Origin of the sequence: Streptomyces sp. NPDC048507 (genome assembly GCF_043199995.1) — a bacterium.
In the GTDB taxonomy this organism is placed as follows: Bacteria; Actinomycetota; Actinomycetes; order Streptomycetales; family Streptomycetaceae; genus Streptomyces.
In genome coordinates this window covers 155,784-172,339 of sequence record NZ_JBICWZ010000012.1, presented here as the reverse complement: position 1 = coordinate 172,339, position 16,556 = coordinate 155,784, and the positions used below count along the sequence as shown (strand labels likewise).

9 protein-coding genes and 1 pseudogene are annotated in these 16,556 nt (G+C 72.5%); 7 read left to right on the top strand and 3 right to left on the bottom strand.

The genetic code is table 11. From position 1 onward, the window contains the following. Window positions 1-19 precede the first annotated feature (19 nt). Entirely contained in the window at window positions 20-1,195 is a 1,176-nt protein-coding gene (locus ACGFXC_RS28400) for a trypsin-like serine peptidase (RefSeq protein ID WP_393717437.1), read from the bottom strand. 292 nt (window positions 1,196-1,487) lie between these two features. Here ACGFXC_RS28400 and ACGFXC_RS28395 point away from each other — a divergent pair, with 292 nt between their 5' ends. From ACGFXC_RS28395 to ACGFXC_RS28375, 5 genes are all read left to right on the top strand, one after another. After that, entirely contained in the window at window positions 1,488-2,843 is a 1,356-nt protein-coding gene (locus tag ACGFXC_RS28395) for a diaminobutyrate--2-oxoglutarate transaminase family protein (RefSeq protein WP_393717435.1), read from the top strand. A 1,190-nt stretch (window positions 2,844-4,033) separates the two neighbouring features. Continuing rightward, window positions 4,034-5,842, top strand: a complete 1,809-nt coding sequence (locus ACGFXC_RS28390) for an IucA/IucC family protein (protein ID WP_393717433.1) — start codon at window positions 4,034-4,036, stop codon at window positions 5,840-5,842. 57 nt (window positions 5,843-5,899) lie between these two features. Next, window positions 5,900-6,592, top strand: a complete 693-nt coding sequence (locus ACGFXC_RS28385; RefSeq protein WP_393717431.1) for a GNAT family N-acetyltransferase — start codon at window positions 5,900-5,902, stop codon at window positions 6,590-6,592. A gap of 96 nt (window positions 6,593-6,688) precedes the next feature. After that, on the top strand, window positions 6,689-8,545 hold the full coding sequence (locus ACGFXC_RS28380) for an IucA/IucC family protein (RefSeq protein WP_393717429.1): 1,857 nt from the start codon (window positions 6,689-6,691) through the stop codon (window positions 8,543-8,545). 52 nt (window positions 8,546-8,597) lie between these two features. Beyond that, entirely contained in the window at window positions 8,598-10,568 is a 1,971-nt protein-coding gene (locus ACGFXC_RS28375) for an ATP-dependent DNA helicase (protein ID WP_393717428.1), read from the top strand. 97 nt (window positions 10,569-10,665) lie between these two features. On the opposite strand, the gene lexA is transcribed toward ACGFXC_RS28375, so the two are convergent. Next, window positions 10,666-11,457 carry a transcriptional repressor LexA gene (gene lexA, locus ACGFXC_RS28370; protein WP_393717426.1) on the bottom strand — a complete coding sequence of 264 codons (792 nt, stop codon included), beginning with the start codon at window positions 11,455-11,457 and terminating at the stop codon, window positions 10,666-10,668. Window positions 11,458-12,060: 603 nt separating this feature from the next. Between lexA and nrdR the strand changes: the two genes are divergently transcribed. Both nrdR and ACGFXC_RS28360 read left to right on the top strand, forming a co-directional pair. Beyond that, a complete protein-coding gene (gene nrdR, locus ACGFXC_RS28365) occupies window positions 12,061-12,576 on the top strand; it encodes a transcriptional regulator NrdR (RefSeq protein WP_393717424.1) in 516 nt (171 codons plus the stop codon). A gap of 135 nt (window positions 12,577-12,711) precedes the next feature. Further along, window positions 12,712-15,609, top strand: coding sequence for a vitamin B12-dependent ribonucleotide reductase (locus tag ACGFXC_RS28360; protein ID WP_393717422.1), 2,898 nt, complete (start codon window positions 12,712-12,714; stop codon window positions 15,607-15,609). Window positions 15,610-15,702: 93 nt separating this feature from the next. Here the strand turns inward: ACGFXC_RS28360 and ACGFXC_RS28355 are convergent. After that, a pseudogene (locus tag ACGFXC_RS28355) lies at window positions 15,703-16,553 on the bottom strand (DUF1152 domain-containing protein). Window positions 16,554-16,556: the final 3 nt, after the last annotated feature.

Genomic DNA, 16,556 nt, shown 5'->3' with positions numbered 1-16,556 from the left:
CCCGCGCGCCGCGCACCGGCTACTTGAACTTGCCGCTCACCGCGCTGTAGATGCCCTTCGCCTCCGGGCCCAGCTTGGGTCCGGCCAGCCAGCCCGCCTTGGCGGGACCGATCGACGTGTTCGACACCAGCGCCGGCTTGCCGTCGGAGCCCGCCGCGACCCAGCCGCCGCCGGAGGAACCGCCGGTCATCGTGCAGCCGATGCGGTACATCACCGGGTCCGCCTGCGTCAGCGCCAGCCGGCCCGGCTTGTCCGCGCACTGGTACGCCTTCTGCCCGTCGAACGGCGCCGCCGCCGGGTAGCCCGTCGCCGTCATGCTCGCGAGCTTCGAGACCGCCGGAGCGTTGAACTCCACCGGGAGCGCCGAACCGACCGTCTCCTCCAGCGACTTGCCGCTGCCCTTCTCGGGGGTCACGTGCAGCACCGCGAAGTCGTACGGGGCGCCCGCACCACCCGTAGGACCGCCGCTCGCGATCCACTGGTCCGAGGTCTGCGCCCAGTCGCTCCACCACACGCCGTAGGGAGCCACCTGCTCGCGCGGCGCGCCCTTGAGCTCCGCGGACGGCCTGCCCGCGTTGTTGTACGAGGGGACGAACGCGATGTTGCGGTACCAGCCGCCGGCCTTGCCCGCGTGCACGCAATGGCCCGCCGTCCAGACCAGGTTGGACTTGCCCGGGTGCGCCGGGTCCTTCACCACCGTCGCCGAGCAGACCATCGAGCCCTCGGGACCGTCGAAGAAGACCTTGCCCGACGCCGGCACGCTGGAGTGGTACGGCGCGGTCGCCGGCTTGGCCGGCACCGCGACCGGGGTCGGGTCCGTGACGCCCTGCTCCTTGCCCGCGTCCGGGTCGACCGCCGGGCGCTGCGGCTGCTCCGCGTCACGCATCCGGTCCGGGTCCCACAGACCGTCGATGATGGGGTTGACGTAGTCACCGGCCTCCCGGAGCCAGTCCTCCTTCTTCCAGTTCTTCCAGGCGCCCCCCTTCCACTTCTCCATGTCGAACCCGTGCTCCTTGAGCTTGTCCTTCAGCTCCTGCGGGATCTTGATCCCGTCGACGGCGCCGGAGGGCACGGGCGCGGCCACGGTCGGCTTGGCGTCGCCGCCGGCCTCACCGTCGCCGGGCCCGCACGCCGTGGCGGTCAGCGCGAGCGCGGCCACGCACAGGATCGCGGTGACCGGTCGGTTCGGTCGCATGTCGTAAGTCCCCCTGGTGTTTCGAGGTGTTGTGGCGGTGTCGTCCGGGTGGAGCGCAGCACCCCACTATGCCGCCGTGTTGGAGGACGGCCTTCCCCGGGTCGGTGGTTCCGGCCGCCGCCCGCCCGCGCGGCCGCCGGCCGGGGGCTAACGGGGGCCGACGGCCAAGGATCTTCCGCCGACCCGTGATCCGCCGCCGCCACCGTCGTTGGTACGTACGGGGGACGGGACAGCAGCGTTCATGTTCGAGACGCAATCCGGAAGATGCATCCGTGCGGGAGGACCGACAGTCGTGGCCCTGAGCGAGCCGGCCGCAGCAGCGGCACAGATCCCACCGCAGGGCGGACGGGGACCCGTCGCGGCCGAGGGCATCCTGCGCAGGCAGGCACTGCGCGAGTCCGCCGCGCGGACCTACGCCCGCTCCCTGCCCGTCGTCCCCGTGCGCGCCCGGGGGCTGACGATCGAGGGCGCCGACGGCAGGCGCTACCTCGACTGCCTCTCCGGCGCGGGCACCCTCGCCCTCGGGCACAACCACCCGGTCGTCCTCGAAGCCATCCGCGGGGTCCTCGACTCCGGGGCTCCGCTGCACGTCCTCGACCTGGCGACGCCCGTCAAGGACGCCTTCACCACCGAGCTGTTCGCGAACCTGCCCCCCGGGCTGGCCGCCGACGCCCGCGTGCAGTTCTGCGGCCCCGCCGGGACGGACGCCGTCGAGGCGGCGCTGAAACTGGTCCGCGCCGCCACCGGCCGCTCCGGCCTGCTGGCCTTCACCGGGGCCTACCACGGCATGACCGCCGGAGCCCTGGACGCTTCCGGCGGCGCCACCGACGTGCGCGTGACCCGGCTGCCCTACCCGCAGGACTACCGCTGTCCGTTCGGCGTCGGCGGCCCCGAAGGCGCGCGGCTCGCCGCCCACTGGACCGAGAGCCTGCTCGACGACCCCAAGGGCGGGGTCCCCGCCCCCGCCGGCATGATCGTCGAACCCGTCCAGGGCGAAGGCGGCGTCCACCCCGCCCCCGACGACTGGCTGCGCCGGATGCGGGAGATCACCGCCGCCCGGGGCATCCCGCTGATCGCCGACGAGGTGCAGACCGGTGTCGGGCGCACCGGCGCCTTCTGGGGGGTCGACCACGCGGGCGTGGTGCCGGACGTGATGGTCATGTCCAAGGCGATCGGGGGCAGTCTGCCGCTCGCCGTCATCGTCTACCGGGCCGAACTGGACGTCTGGGCTCCCGGAGCGCATGCCGGAACGTTCCGCGGCAACCAGCTCGCCATGGCCGCGGGCACCGCCACCCTCGCCTACGTCCGCCTCAACGGCCTCGCCGAACGCGCCGCCGTCCTCGGCGCGCGGATGCTCGCGGCCCTGCGCGACCTGGCCGCCGGCCTGCCCTGCATCGGGGACGTCCGCGGCCGCGGCCTGATGATCGGCCTCGAACTCGTCGACCCCGACACGGGGGCAGCGGCCCCCGCCCTCGCGGCCGCGGTGCGGCAGGAGTGCCTGGACCGCGGGCTGATCGTCGAACTCGGCGGCCGCCACTCCAGCGTCGTCCGCCTGCTGCCACCCCTGACCCTGACCGACGAGCAGGCCGCCGCCGTCCTGGACCGCCTGGCCGACGCCCTCCCCGCCGCGGTCCGCCGCCCCCTCTGACCGCGCGAAGGACTCCGATGCCCCACCACCCCACCCCCACCCCCACCCCCGCCCCCGCCCCGGGCCCCGCCCCCGCCCCGGGCCCCGATCTCCGCTCGGGCCCTTCCCTCGGCCCGAGCCCCACCCCGAGCCCGGGCCCCGACCTCCGCTCGGGCGCCACCCTCGGCCCGAGCCCCACCCCGGGCTCCGGCCCCGGCTTCACCCCCGGCCTCCGCTGGGGCCCCAGCCCCGACCCGAGCCCCGAGCCGGGCCCCGGGCCCCGCCCCGTCCCCGGCCTCCGCTCGGGCGCCAGCCTGGGCTCGAGCCCCGATGCTCGCTCGGGCCCCACCCCCGACCAGAGCCCGTCGCCGGTCCCCCCTGTCCGTCTCGGTGCCCCCCTCCTGCGCGCCTCCTCCCCGACTCCGCCGGAGCCGCCCCTCCAGCGGTGGCCCGCGCCACCGCACCCCGCCCCGGCCCCGACGGCCGCACCCCCGCTCGGCGCCACGGCCCTGCCCGAGCCGACCCCGGGACAGCACGCGGCACTCCCTCCGCACGGGCCGGGCCCGATGCCTGCCGACCGGCCGGCTCCCAACCCGGACGCCCCGGCCCCAGTCGGCCGACGGTGGGTCTCGCCCCCGTACCCCGTACCGGACCGGGCGGCCGAGGCCCCGCTCGGCGCCGTCACCCCGCCCGAGCCGGCCTTCGGACAGCCGGCCGTGCCACCGCTGCACACGCCGCCGCCCGTGTCGGCCACCCCGGCGGATCCGGTTGCCGGGCTGCCGACGGCGGGCAGTTCCCCGGTCCCGGTGGCGGGAGCCCCGACACCCGGCGCGGCCCACCTCCCGACCCGGTCTCCGGCGCCGGAGCCGGAGCCGGGGGAGGGCGCCGCGTCCGGCTGGGGGAGTCCTCGGGACTGCGCCGCCCCCACGGCCGGGGGCGCAAGGCCCGAGGGGGACAGCCAGGGGCCGCCCCTCCCCGCACCCCCGCAGGCTGGTGGTCCGGCCTCCGGGCCCACCGCCGTCGGGGCACCGTCCAGCCCCGCCGCGTGCCCGGACACCACCCCCGCACCGACCCGGCCGTCCCGGGAACCGGCAGGAGGCAGCCCGGATCCGGACCGCACCGCCCCGCAGGACCCGGCGGGAGGCACCGCCGCCGCACCGGCCCCGTACCCGGCCACAAGTGCCGCGCCGGGCCAGACACCGCCCCGCGCCGTGCCCCGGCAGAAGGACGGGGCCCTCCGCTCCCGCGCCGGCGGAACAGGACCGCTCGGCGTCGGCCCGGCGGCCGTGCCCGACCTGCTGGACCACTCCGACCCGGCCATCGCCGCCGAAGCCGCGACCGTCGAGAACCTGTTGCGGTGCTGGGTCCGCGAGGCCGGCATCGGCCGCCCCGACGGGCCCGACGGAACCCAGCTCCGCATCCCCCTCCCCGCATCCGGCGCCGCCCTGCTCGTCCCCGTACGCCACTGGTCCCCGGCGGGCTGGCACCGCTTCGCCCCCGCCCGCCTCGAAGGCGCCCCCGTCCACGCCCCCGCCCTGGACGCCGTCACCCTCGCCGGCCTCATCGCCCGCGAGGGCACCGGCCGCGGCGGCGCCGACCTCGTCGGCCGGGTCGCCGACTCGGTGCGCCGCACCACCGAGTTCATCGCCGACCGGCGCCAACGCCCGCACGCCCCCGCCCCCGTCTCCGGGGACCGCTTCCTCACCGCCGAACAGTCCCTCCTCCTCGGTCACCCCCTCCAGCCGGACCCGAAGAGCCGCGAAGGGCTCTCCGAAGCCGAAGTGCGCCACTACTCACCCGAACTCCACGGCTCCTTCCCCCTCCACTGGATCGCCGTGGCGCCCGCCGCCCTCGCCACCGACTCCGCCTGGACCGAGCGCGGCCGCCCCGTGAGCGCCGCCCAGCTCCTCTCCCGCCTCGACCCCGACCTCCCACGGCCCGTCGGCACCACTGCCCTCCCCCTTCACCCCTGGCAGGCCCGCGACCTCCTCCAGCGCCCCGCCGTCATCGCCCTGCGCGACGCCGGCCTCCTGACCGACCTGGGCCCCCACGGAGACCCCTGGTACCCCACCTCCTCCGTCCGCACCGTCCACCGGCCCGGCGCCCCGGCGATGCTCAAGCTCTCCCTCGGCGTGCGCATCACCAACTCCCGCCGCGAGAACCTCCGCAAGGAACTGCACCGCGGCGTGGAAGTGCACCGACTGCTGCGCACCGGACTCGCCGAGCAGTGGCAGGCGGCCCACCCCGGCTTCGACATCGTGCGCGACCCGGCCTGGGTCGCCGTCGACGCCCAGGACGGCGCTCCCGTCCCCGGACTCGACGCCCTCCTGCGCCACAACCCCTTCCGTTCCGAAGACGACGCCCTCTGCGTCGCCGCACTCACCGCACTGCGCCCCCGGCCCGGCCGGACCACGATGAGCTCCCGCCTCGCCGAGACCGTCGCCCAGCTCGCGGGCACCACCGGACGCCCCACCCCCGCCGTGGCCGCGGAGTGGTTCATGCGCTACCTCGACCACGTCGTCCTGCCGGTCCTCGCCTTCGACTCCCTCGCCGGCATCGCCCTCGAAGCGCACCAGCAGAACACCCTGGTCCTCCTCGACCAGGCGGGCTGGCCCGTCGGCGGTCGCTTCCGCGACAACCAGGGCTACTACTTCCGCGAATCCCGGCGCACGGAACTCGAACACCGCCTCCCCGGAATCGGCGGTGCCAGCGACACCTTCGTCTCCGACGCCGTCACCGACGAACGCTTCGCCTACTACCTCGGCATCAACAACGTGCTCGGTCTCATCGGAGCCTTCGGCTCCCAGCACCTCGTCGACGAACGCGTCCTCCTCGCCGCCTTCCGCCGCTTCCTCGGCAAGGCAACGGGCCTCGGCCCCGTCCCGGCGCAGCTGCTCGACTCACCCACCCTCCGCTGCAAGGCCAACCTCCTCACCCGCCTCGGCGGCCTGGACGAGCTCGTGGGACCCGTCGACACCCAATCCGTCTACGTCACCATCACCAACCCCCTCCACGACTGACGCCCCCCACGACGACACCCCCACGACGACACCCCACCGACACGGAGAAGAGCCCCGATGCCCTCCACCGAGACGACCGTCGACCCCGTCCGCCTCACCGCCTCCACCACCGGCCCCGGCCTCTACCGGCCCACCGAACTCCGCCTCACCGCAGCCCTGCTACCCCTGCTGGCCGAGGCGGACCTCCTCGACTCACCCGCCGACTGGGACGCCGCCACCACCCCGGCCGGAGCCTTCCGCCTCGAACCCGTACGGCCGGGCCGGGACCTGGAGCTCCTCGCCGGCTGGATGAACGACCCGGAGGTGGATGCCTATTGGGAACTCGCCGGGCCCACGGCCGTCACCGGAACCCACCTGCGCGCCCAGCTCGACACCGACGGCCAGAGCATCCCCTGCCTCGGTCTCCTCGACGGCACCCCGATGAGCTACTGGGAGATCTACCGGGCCGATCTCGACCCGCTCGCCCGGCACTACCCGGCGCGCCCCCACGACACCGGTATCCATCTGCTCATCGGCGACCGCACCGACCGCGGCCGAGGACTGGGCGCCACACTGCTGCGCGCCGTCGCCGACCTCGTCTTCGACCACCGCCCCCGCTGCACACGCGTCATCGCGGAACCGGACATCCGCAACACCCCCTCCGTATCAGCCCTTTTGACCGCCGGTTTCCGCTACTCGGCGGAAATCGACCTCCCCGAGAAGCGTGCGGCCCTGATGATCCGGGAGCGGTCACTGCGCAATCTCCTCTGATCGCCGCACCGCGCCCCGGTCGTCGCCGGCCGCCAACGCCTCTCCCTTCGAAAACTCTGCGTCACGCAGCAAAGTTCCCGATCCTCGAGGAGTCCCGTGCCGAATTTCCCCGCCACCCCCGACTCCGCCGAGCCCGCTGTGCCTCCCTCGCCCCAGCACCCGTGCACCCCGCCCGAGCTCAACCTCCCGACCTGGGACTTCGCGGCCCGACGGCTCCTGGCCAAGATGATCGGCGAATTCGCGTACGAGGAGATCGTCAGCCCCGTCCCCGCCCCGGCCGCCACCGGTGACGCCTGGACCCTGACCCTCGACGACGGCAGCAGTCTCGGCTTCCGCGCCCGCCGCCGCTCGTACGGCAGCTGGCAGGTCGCCCCCGACACCGTCACCCTCACCCCGCCGCCTCCCTCGACCGCGCCGCCGACCGCCTTCGCGGACCCCTTCGCCTTCCTCGTCGCCGCCAGAACCCTGCTCGGCCTCGACGGGTCGACCCTCGGCCACCTCGTCCACGAGCTCAGCACCACCCTCTGTGCCGACGCGCGCATCGACCACCACGCGCTCACCGCCGACGTGCTGGCCGATCTGGACTACGCCGAGCTCGAAGGACACCAGACCGGCCACCCCTGGCTCGTGCTCAACAAGGGCCGCATCGGGTTCTCCGCCGCCGACACCGCCGCCTGGGCCCCCGAGGGCCGGCTCCGCCAGCGGCTGCCCTGGCTCGCCGCCCACACCTCGATCGCCGAGTACCGCGGCACCGCCGGTCTGGAAGATCCGGGCCGCCTCTACTCCGCCGAGCTGGACTCCGTCACCCGCGCCGTCTTCGACCGGGCACTGCGCGACCGCGGGCTCGACCCCCGGGGCTACCTCTACCTCCCCGTCCACCCGTGGCAGTGGGACGAGGTGGTGCTGCCGCTCTTCGCCCCGGCCCTCGCCTCCGGCGCCCTGGTCCCGCTGCCCGCGGATCCCGACGTCCGCCTGCCCCAACAGTCGATCCGCACCTTCCTCAACCTCACCCACCCCACCCGGCACACCGTCAAACTGCCGCTCTTCGTCTTCAACACCTCCGTCTGGCGCGGCCTGGCCGGCGACCGCACCCTGGCCGCCCCCGCCGTCACCGCCTGGATCCACTCCCTGCGCGACACCGACCCCTTCCTGCGCGACGAATGCCGGGTCGTCCTGCTCGGCGAGGTCGCCTCCGTCACCGTCCGCCACCCCGTCTACGAACAGCTGCCCGAAGCCCCCTACCAGTACAGGGAGCTCCTCGGCGCGATCTGGCGGGAGCCCCTGGCCGGGCGGCTGGCCCCCGGGGAACGCGCGCGCACCCTCGCCTCGCTCCTCCACACCGATCCGCGCGGCCGCTCCTTCACCGCCGAACTGGTCGCCCGCTCCGGCCTGACTCCCTCCGCCTGGCTCCAGCGGCTCTTCACGGCACTGCTGCCGCCGCTGCTCCACTTCCTCTACCGCTACGGCACCGTCTTCTCCCCGCACGGAGAGAACGTGATCGTGATCTTCGACGAAAGCGACGTCCCCGTCGGAGTCGCGATCAAGGACCTGGTGAGCGAGGTCCACCTCAGCCGGGACGGGCTTCCCGAACACGACTCCCTCCCCGGCGACGTCCGCGCGGCCCTGCCCACCGAGCCGCCCGCCTTCCTCACCCAGTTCATCCATTCCGGGCTCTTCGTCGGCGTCTTCCGCTACCTGTCCGCGCTCTGCGAGGACAGGCTCGGCGTTCCGGAGGGCGAGTTCTGGTCCCTCGTACGGGCGGAGATCATCCGGTACCAGACGCGCTTCCCCGAGCTCAAGGAGCGGTACCAGCTCTTCGACCTGCTCACCGAGCGCATCGACCGGCTCTGTCTGAACCGCAACCGGCTCCACCAGGACGGATACCGCGACCGCCCGGACCGTCCGAGGGCCGTCGTCCTCGGCTCCGTGCACAACCCGCTGTACGAGCCGTGAGTCCGTACGGATGCGGCCACTGTCAGCGGCGCCCCGTAGGGTTGGCACTGCTATGACGAAGCCCTCCCTCCCCGACCTGCTGCATGCCGCCGTCTCCGCCGTCGGCGGCACGGAGCGGCCCGGCCAGGTGGCCATGGCCGAAGCCGTCGCCGAAGCGATCGACGACAACTCGCACCGGCTGATCCAGGCCGGCACCGGCACCGGCAAGTCCCTCGGCTACCTGGTGCCGGCCCTCGCGCACGGCGAGCGCGTGGTCGTGGCCACGGCGACGCTGGCGCTCCAGCGCCAGCTCGTCGAGCGCGACCTGCCGCGCACGGTCGAGGCACTGCACCCGCAGCTGCGCCGCCGGCCGCAGTTCGCCATGCTCAAGGGCCGCTCCAACTACCTGTGCCTGCACCGGCTCCACGAGGGGGCACCGCAGGACGAGGAGGAGGGCCTCTTCGACCAGTTCGAGGCGGCCGCCCCCACCAGCAAACTCGGCAAGGACCTGCTGCGCCTGCGGGACTGGGCGGACGAGACCGAGACGGGCGACCGCGACGACCTCACCCCCGGCGTCTCCGACAAGGCCTGGGCCCAGATCTCCGTCTCCTCCCGTGAGTGCCTGGGCGCGACGAAGTGCGCGTACGGCGCCGAGTGCTTCGCGGAGGCGGCCCGGGAGCGGGCGAAGCTGGCCGACGTGGTCGTCACCAACCACGCGCTGCTCGCCATCGACGCCATCGAGGGAGCCCCGGTCCTGCCGCAGCACGAGGTGCTGATCGTGGACGAAGCCCACGAGCTGGTCTCCCGCGTCACCGGAGTGGCCACCGGGGAACTCACTCCCGGCCAGGTCAACCGGGCCGTCAAGCGCGCTGCCAAGCTGGTCGACGAGAAGACGGCCGACTCCCTGCAGACCGCCTCCGAGACCTTCGAGCGGGTGATGGAGCTGGCGCTGCCCGGCCGCCTGGAGCAGGTTCCCGAGGACCTCGGCTACGCGCTGATGGCGCTGCGGGACGCGGCCCGGAACGTGATCTCCGCGATCGGCGCCACCCGCGACAAGTCCGTCCAGGACGAGGACGCCGTGCGCAAGCAGGCCCTGGCCGCGGTCGAGAGCGTCCACGGCGTGGCGGAGCGGATCGTGAACGGCTCCGAGTACGACGTCGTCTGGTACGAGCGCCACGACCGCTTCGGCGCCACCCTGCGCGTCGCACCGCTCTCGGTGTCCGGTCTGCTGCGCGAGAAGCTCTTCGAGGACCGCTCGGTCGTCCTCACCTCCGCCACCCTGAAGCTGGGCGGCGACTTCAACGGCGTCGCGGCCTCGATGGGTCTCTCCCCGGAGGGCGTCGAGGGCGAGGGAGTGCCGGTGTGGCGGGGGCTGGATGTCGGCTCCCCGTTCGACTACCCCAAGCAGGGCATCCTCTACGTCGCGAAGCACCTCGCCACCCCGGGGCGCGAGGGCACCCGCGGCGACATGATGGACGAGCTGGCGGAGCTGATCGAGGCGGCCGGTGGCCGTACGCTCGGCCTCTTCTCCTCCATGCGCGGCGCCAAGGCGGCCGCCGAGGAGCTGCGCGGCCGACTGGCGAACCCCATCCTCCTCCAGGGGGAGGAGACGCTGGGCGAGCTGATCAAGACCTTTGCGGCCGATCCGAAGACCTGTCTGTTCGGGACGCTGTCGCTCTGGCAGGGTGTGGACGTTCCCGGCCCCAGCTGCCAGCTCGTGATCATGGACCGCATCCCCTTCCCGCGGCCCGACGACCCGCTCATGAGCGCGCGCCAGAAGTCCGTCGAGGAGAACGGCGGCAACGGCTTCATGGCGGTCGCGGCCACCCACGCCGCGCTGCTCATGGCGCAGGGCGCGGGCCGGCTCGTCAGGGCCTCCGGCGACAAGGGCGTCGTCGCCGTCCTGGACCCGCGCCTGGCCACCGCCCGCTACGGGAGCTTCCTGCGGGCCACGCTGCCGGACTTCTGGTACACCACGGACCGCAACCAGGTCCGCCGCTCGCTGGCCGCGATCGACGCGAGCGCTCAGGCCGACGGCAAGTAGCCCCGCCCAGCTGCGGGCCGGCTCCGAGTCGGCGCCGGGCATGGAACAGCTCCGGGACCGGCGCAGTGGGTCCCGGAGCTGGCTGAGGGGCGGCGCTTCAGATCCGGCGCAGGACCGCGACGACCTTGCCCAGGATGGTCGCCTCGTCGCCGGGGATCGGCTGGTACGCGGCGTTGTGCGGGAGCAGCCAGACGTGACCGTCCTCCCGACGGAAGCGCTTGACGGTGGCCTCGCCGTCCAGCATCGCGGCGACGATGTCGCCGTTCTCCGCGACCGGCTGGCGGCGCACGGTGACCCAGTCCCCGTCACAGATCGCAGCCTCGATCATCGAGTCGCCGACGACCTTGAGCACGAACAGCTCGCCGTCACCGACCAGCTGCCGGGGGAGCGGGAAGACGTCCTCGACCGACTCCTCCGCCAGGATCGGGCCGCCGGCCGCGATCCGGCCGACGAGCGGGACGTAGGAGGCGGCGGGCTTGCCGGTGGTGTCGGTGGGCTGCGAGCTCGGCTGGTCCGAGCCGCGCACCTCGTAGGCGCGGGGCCGGTGGGGGTCGCGGCGCAGGAAGCCCTTGCGCTCCAGGGCCATCAGCTGGTGCGCGACGGACGAGGTGCTGGAGAGGCCGACCGCCTGGCCGATCTCCCGCATCGACGGCGGGTACCCCCGGCGCTGCACCGAGTCACGGATGACCTCGATGACCCTCCGCTGTCGGTCCGTGAGTCCGGAGCTGTCGGCGCGGATGCCTGGAGGTCGCCCTGGCAGCGAGCGTGCGGGGCGTACGGGCTCCGCCTCCGGGTTCACATGTGCGTCGTTCATGGCATGCACCGGCTCGAGTCGGCTCTGGGAGCGGTTTTGGGCAGTGATGGTGGCACTGTCTGCGGTGGTGGTCACGTCGGCCCCTCTCGAAATGTTCTCCCTAGCTGGACAACGGTAGTAGCTTTCGAAAGGTTGCGCCAAACACACGTTCGAGTGAAAAATCGCGGATCGCCCACCTGGGCTATATCGGCGGGTGTATGGACGGCATCGCGGGTGGCTTGCCGGGCTGTCCGGGGTGGTGCGGCCCGCCGGTGACCGGCGCGTCGTGACGGGTGGCGACGAGGCCGCCACTGCCGGTCCGGAGCCGCCGTCGGGTGTCCGTCCGCCGGCCCCGCGCGCCCCGTTTTCCCGAACGCGGGTTCGGCTCCGGGTCCGGTGCTTACGGTACCCTTCCCGCTCGGACCGCCACCTCCCGGGCCGGCACCCAGTGTGGCAGCGGAAGGCCCCGTATCCGGCCATCGGGCGCTTCGACACGCGGGGCGGTCCAAATCCGTGCCAACCCAAGATCTAGTGGTTGGATGGGCGCGGCCACCCAGAAGTTGTGGTCCTCGGTCTGCCGGGGCCCCCGACATCGCATATGCTTGTGGCTGCTTCACGAGCCCCCGACAGAGCCCCGGCCCTGTCGTTCAGGGGCTCCGTGAGGTGATTCAGTCGTGCCGAAAGAAGGGTGAGGGAACCATGCACTGCCCCTTCTGCAGGCACCCCGACAGCCGCGTCGTCGACAGCCGCACCACGGACGACGGCACGTCGATCCGTCGGCGCCGTCAGTGCCCCGACTGCTCCCGTCGCTTCACGACGGTGGAGACGGCCTCGCTGATGGTGATCAAGCGCAGCGGGGTGACCGAACCCTTCAGCCGCACCAAGGTCATCTCTGGCGTCCGCAAGGCGTGCCAGGGGCGGCCGGTCACCGAGGACGCCCTCGCCAAGCTCGGCCAGCGGGTCGAGGAGGCGGTGCGCGCCACCGGGAGCGCCGAGCTGACCACCCACGACGTGGGTCTGGCCATACTCGGCCCGTTGCAGGAGCTCGACCTCGTCGCGTACCTGCGGTTCGCATCCGTTTACCGAGCGTTCGACACCCTTGAAGACTTCGAGGCCGCCATCGCGGAACTGCGCGATTCGCAGCCTCACCCCCATGAGCGCGAGCCCGGAGGGACCCCTTCGGTCGTCCCCGTGCCCGCCTCCGCCACCGGCTGACCGGACAGGCCGCGCCCCGGCGCGGCCCGGCCGGCCCCGGCAGGGCGAGATTCGTAGATACAAGACACACAGCACCGTGCCGCGCGGAATATCGCTGGCACTTTAGGGCGTTTTTGCCCAGGTATGGGAGGCGGCATGACAGAGACGGCGAGCGGCTCGGCGCGAGGTTCCCGCACCAAGGGAACCAAGGCTGCCAAGGGCGGCCTGCGGATCGAGCGCATCCACACCACCCCGGGCGTGCACCCGTACGACGAGGTGAGCTGGGAGCTCCGTGACGTCGTCATGACCAACTGGCGCGACGGCTCGGTCAACTTCGAGCAGCGTGGCGTCGAGTTCCCCGACTTCTGGTCGGTGAACGCGGTCAACATCGTCACCAGCAAGTACTTCCGCGGCGCGGTCGGCACGCCGCAGCGCGAGACCGGCCTGAAGCAGCTCATCGACCGGATCGTGAAGACGTACACGAAGGCCGGCGACGACTTCGGTTACTTCGCCTCCCCGGCCGACTCCGAGATCTTCGAGCACGAGCTCACCTACGCGCTGCTGCACCAGATCTTCAGCTTCAACTCGCCGGTCTGGTTCAACGTCGGCACGCCCCAGCCGCAGCAGGTCTCCGCCTGCTTCATCCTGGCCGTCGACGACTCCATGGAGTCGATCCTCGACTGGTACAAGGAAGAGGGCATGATCTTCAAGGGCGGCTCCGGCGCCGGCCTGAACCTCTCCCGCATCCGCTCCTCCAAGGAGCTGCTCTCCTCCGGCGGCAACGCTTCCGGCCCGGTCTCCTTCATGCGCGGCGCCGACGCGTCCGCAGGAACGATCAAGTCGGGCGGCGCCACCCGCCGCGCGGCCAAGATGGTCGTCCTGGACGTGGACCACCCGGACGTCGAGGACTTCATCGCCACCAAGGTGAAGGAAGAGGAGAAGATCCGCGCCCTGCGCGACGCGGGCTTCGACATGGACCTGGGCGGCGACGACATCACGTCCGTCCAGTACCAGAACGCCAACAACTCCGTCCGCGTGAACGACGAGTTCATGACGGCCGTCGAGAACGGCACCGAGTTCGGCCTGCGCGCCCGCATGACCGGCGAGGTCATCGAGAAGGTCGACGCCAAGGCGCTCTTCCGCAAGCTGGCCGAGGCCGCGTGGGCCTGCGCCGACCCGGGCATCCAGTACGACGGTGTGATCAACAACTGGCACACCTGCCCCGAGTCCGGCCGCATCACCGCGTCCAACCCGTGCAGCGAGTACATGCACCTGGACAACACGTCCTGCAACCTCGCCTCGCTCAACCTGATGAAGTTCCTCGACGACGACGGCAAGGGCAACCAGTCCTTCGACGCCGAGCGCTTCGCCAAGGTCGTCGAGCTGGTCATCACCGCGATGGACATCTCGATCTGCTTCGCGGACTTCCCGACGCAGAAGATCGGCGAGAACACCCGCGCCTTCCGCCAGCTCGGCATCGGCTACGCCAACCTCGGCGCCCTGCTGATGGCGACCGGCCACGCGTACGACTCGGACGGCGGCCGGACCCTGGCCGCCTCGATCACCTCGCTGATGACCGGCACCGCGTACAAGCGCTCCGCCGAGCTGGCCGCCATCGTCGGTGCGTACGACGGCTATGCCCGCAACGCCGACTCGCACAAGCGCGTCATGAAGCAGCACGCCGACGCCAACGCCGTCGCGCCGCGCACCGAGGACCTGGACAAGACGATCTGGGCCGCGGCCACCGAGGCCTGGCAGGACGTGATCCGGCTGGGCGACGCGAACGGCTTCCGCAACGCGCAGGCCTCGGTCCTCGCGCCGACCGGCACCATCGGGCTCGCGATGTCCTGCGACACCACCGGTGTCGAGCCGGACCTGGCTCTGGTCAAGTTCAAGAAGCTCGTCGGCGGCGGCTCGATGCAGATCGTCAACGGCACCGTTCCGCAGGCCCTGCGCCGCCTGGGCTACCAGGAGGAGCAGATCGAGGCGATCGTCACGCACATCGCCGAGCACGGTGTGGTCGTCGACGCCCCGGGCCTGAAGACCGACCACTACTCGGTCTTCGACTGCGCCATGGGCGAGCGTTCCATCTCCGCCATGGGCCACGTCCGCATGATGGCCGCGATCCAGCCCTGGATCTCCGGCGCGATCTCGAAGACGGTCAACATGCCGGAGACGGCGACCGTCGAAGAGATCGAGGAGATCTACTTCGAGGCGTGGAAGCTGGGCGTCAAGGCGCTCGCGATCTACCGCGACAACTGCAAGGTCGGCCAGCCCCTCTCCGCCAAGAAGAAGGAGGAGGAGAAGGCCGAGCTCACCGAGAAGGCCGAGGAAACCATCCGCACGGCGGTCGAGAAGGTCATCGAGTACCGTCCGGTCCGCAAGCGCCTTCCCAAGGGCCGCCCGGGGATCACCACCTCCTTCACGGTCGGTGGCGCCGAGGGCTACATGACCGCCAACTCCTACCCGGACGACGGTCTGGGCGAGGTCTTCCTGAAGATGTCCAAGCAGGGTTCGACCCTCGCGGGCATGATGGACGCCTTCTCCATCGCCGTCTCGGTCGGTCTGCAGTACGGCGTCCCGCTGGAGACGTACGTCGCGAAGTTCACGAACATGCGCTTCGAGCCGGCCGGTATGACGGACGACCCGGACGTGCGGATGGCGCAGTCGATCGTCGACTACATCTTCCGCCGCGTGGCGCTGGACTTCCTGCCCTTCGAGACGCGTTCGGCGCTCGGCATCCACTCCGCCGAGGAGCGTCAGCGCCACCTCGACACCGGCTCCTACGAGCCGCTGGAGGGTGAGGAGCTCGACACCGAGACCCTCGCCCAGTCGGCGCCGCTCGCGTCGGTCCCGGCCGCTTCCGCCCCGAAGCCGGTCGAGATCGTCCCGGTCCCGGCCCCGAAGACGGCGCACTCCAACGCTGAACTGGTCGAGATGCAGCTCGGCGTCTCCGCCGACGCTCCGCTCTGCTTCTCCTGCGGTACGAAGATGCAGCGCGCGGGCTCCTGCTACATCTGCGAGGGCTGCGGCTCCACCAGCGGCTGCAGCTGACGCGACACCGAGTGACTGACGGAGCGGGGACCGGCACCATGCCGGTCCCCGCTCCGGCGTTCGCGCTCCGTGCCGTCGGTGCCGTCGGTGCCGTCAGTGCGGGATGGCGCGGGCCGGGCGGGTGACGAGGTCCTCGCGGAACTCCGCGATCCGGGAGTGGACCTGCCGCATCAGGTGGGTGTCCTCGATGCGGTCGAGGTAGAGGCAGCGCGCGGCCAGGCCGGGCAGGTCGAAGGCGAAGCACAGGGACATCAGCGGGTTCACGAAGAGCTCGCCGCCCCGGGTGCGGCTGGTGAACCGGACGTCCCCGAAGGAGCCCCGGACCGCCGCCGCGATCGAGCCGTGCACGATGCTCGGATGGTCCGGGGTGTGCGCCTGGGCGTGGGCCACCGCGTCGAGGTAGAGGGCGCCCTCGCGGGTCGCGCGGGACAGGGAGAAGGCCCCGAGATAGGCCCCGGCCCGCTCCAGCGCAGCGATGTTCTCCAGCACCAGGGCGTGACTGACCCCGTGGTACGCGTCCACGCCGAAGCCCACCGACACGACGAGGCGCTCCGCGACGTCGTCCAGCGCCGCCAGTGCGGCGACGCTGGTCAGGTCCTCCTCCGGAGTGCCCAGACCCGCCTCGTCGCCCCGCATCAGGATGTCCGTGCCGCCGTCGACCAGGACCACCGCGTCGATCCGGTGCAGGTCGATCAGGGCCCGGTACGCGGCGCGCAGCGGCTGCACGCCGACCTGCGGGAAGGCGTACACGCGCGCCGGGTACCGGTGCAGCCGCAGCCACCGGGCGAGCGTCCGCTCCGGGAAGTAGGTCTGGTGGGGCGCCGAGTCGGGTGTGACGACGGCGAGGGTCGGGGGACGTCGAACCCGCCGCCCGCGCCGGCGACGAGGACGCGTTCGGCAGCGGCGAGGCGGTCGAAGAGGGGGTTGGTGTGGAGGGCCGTCATGCC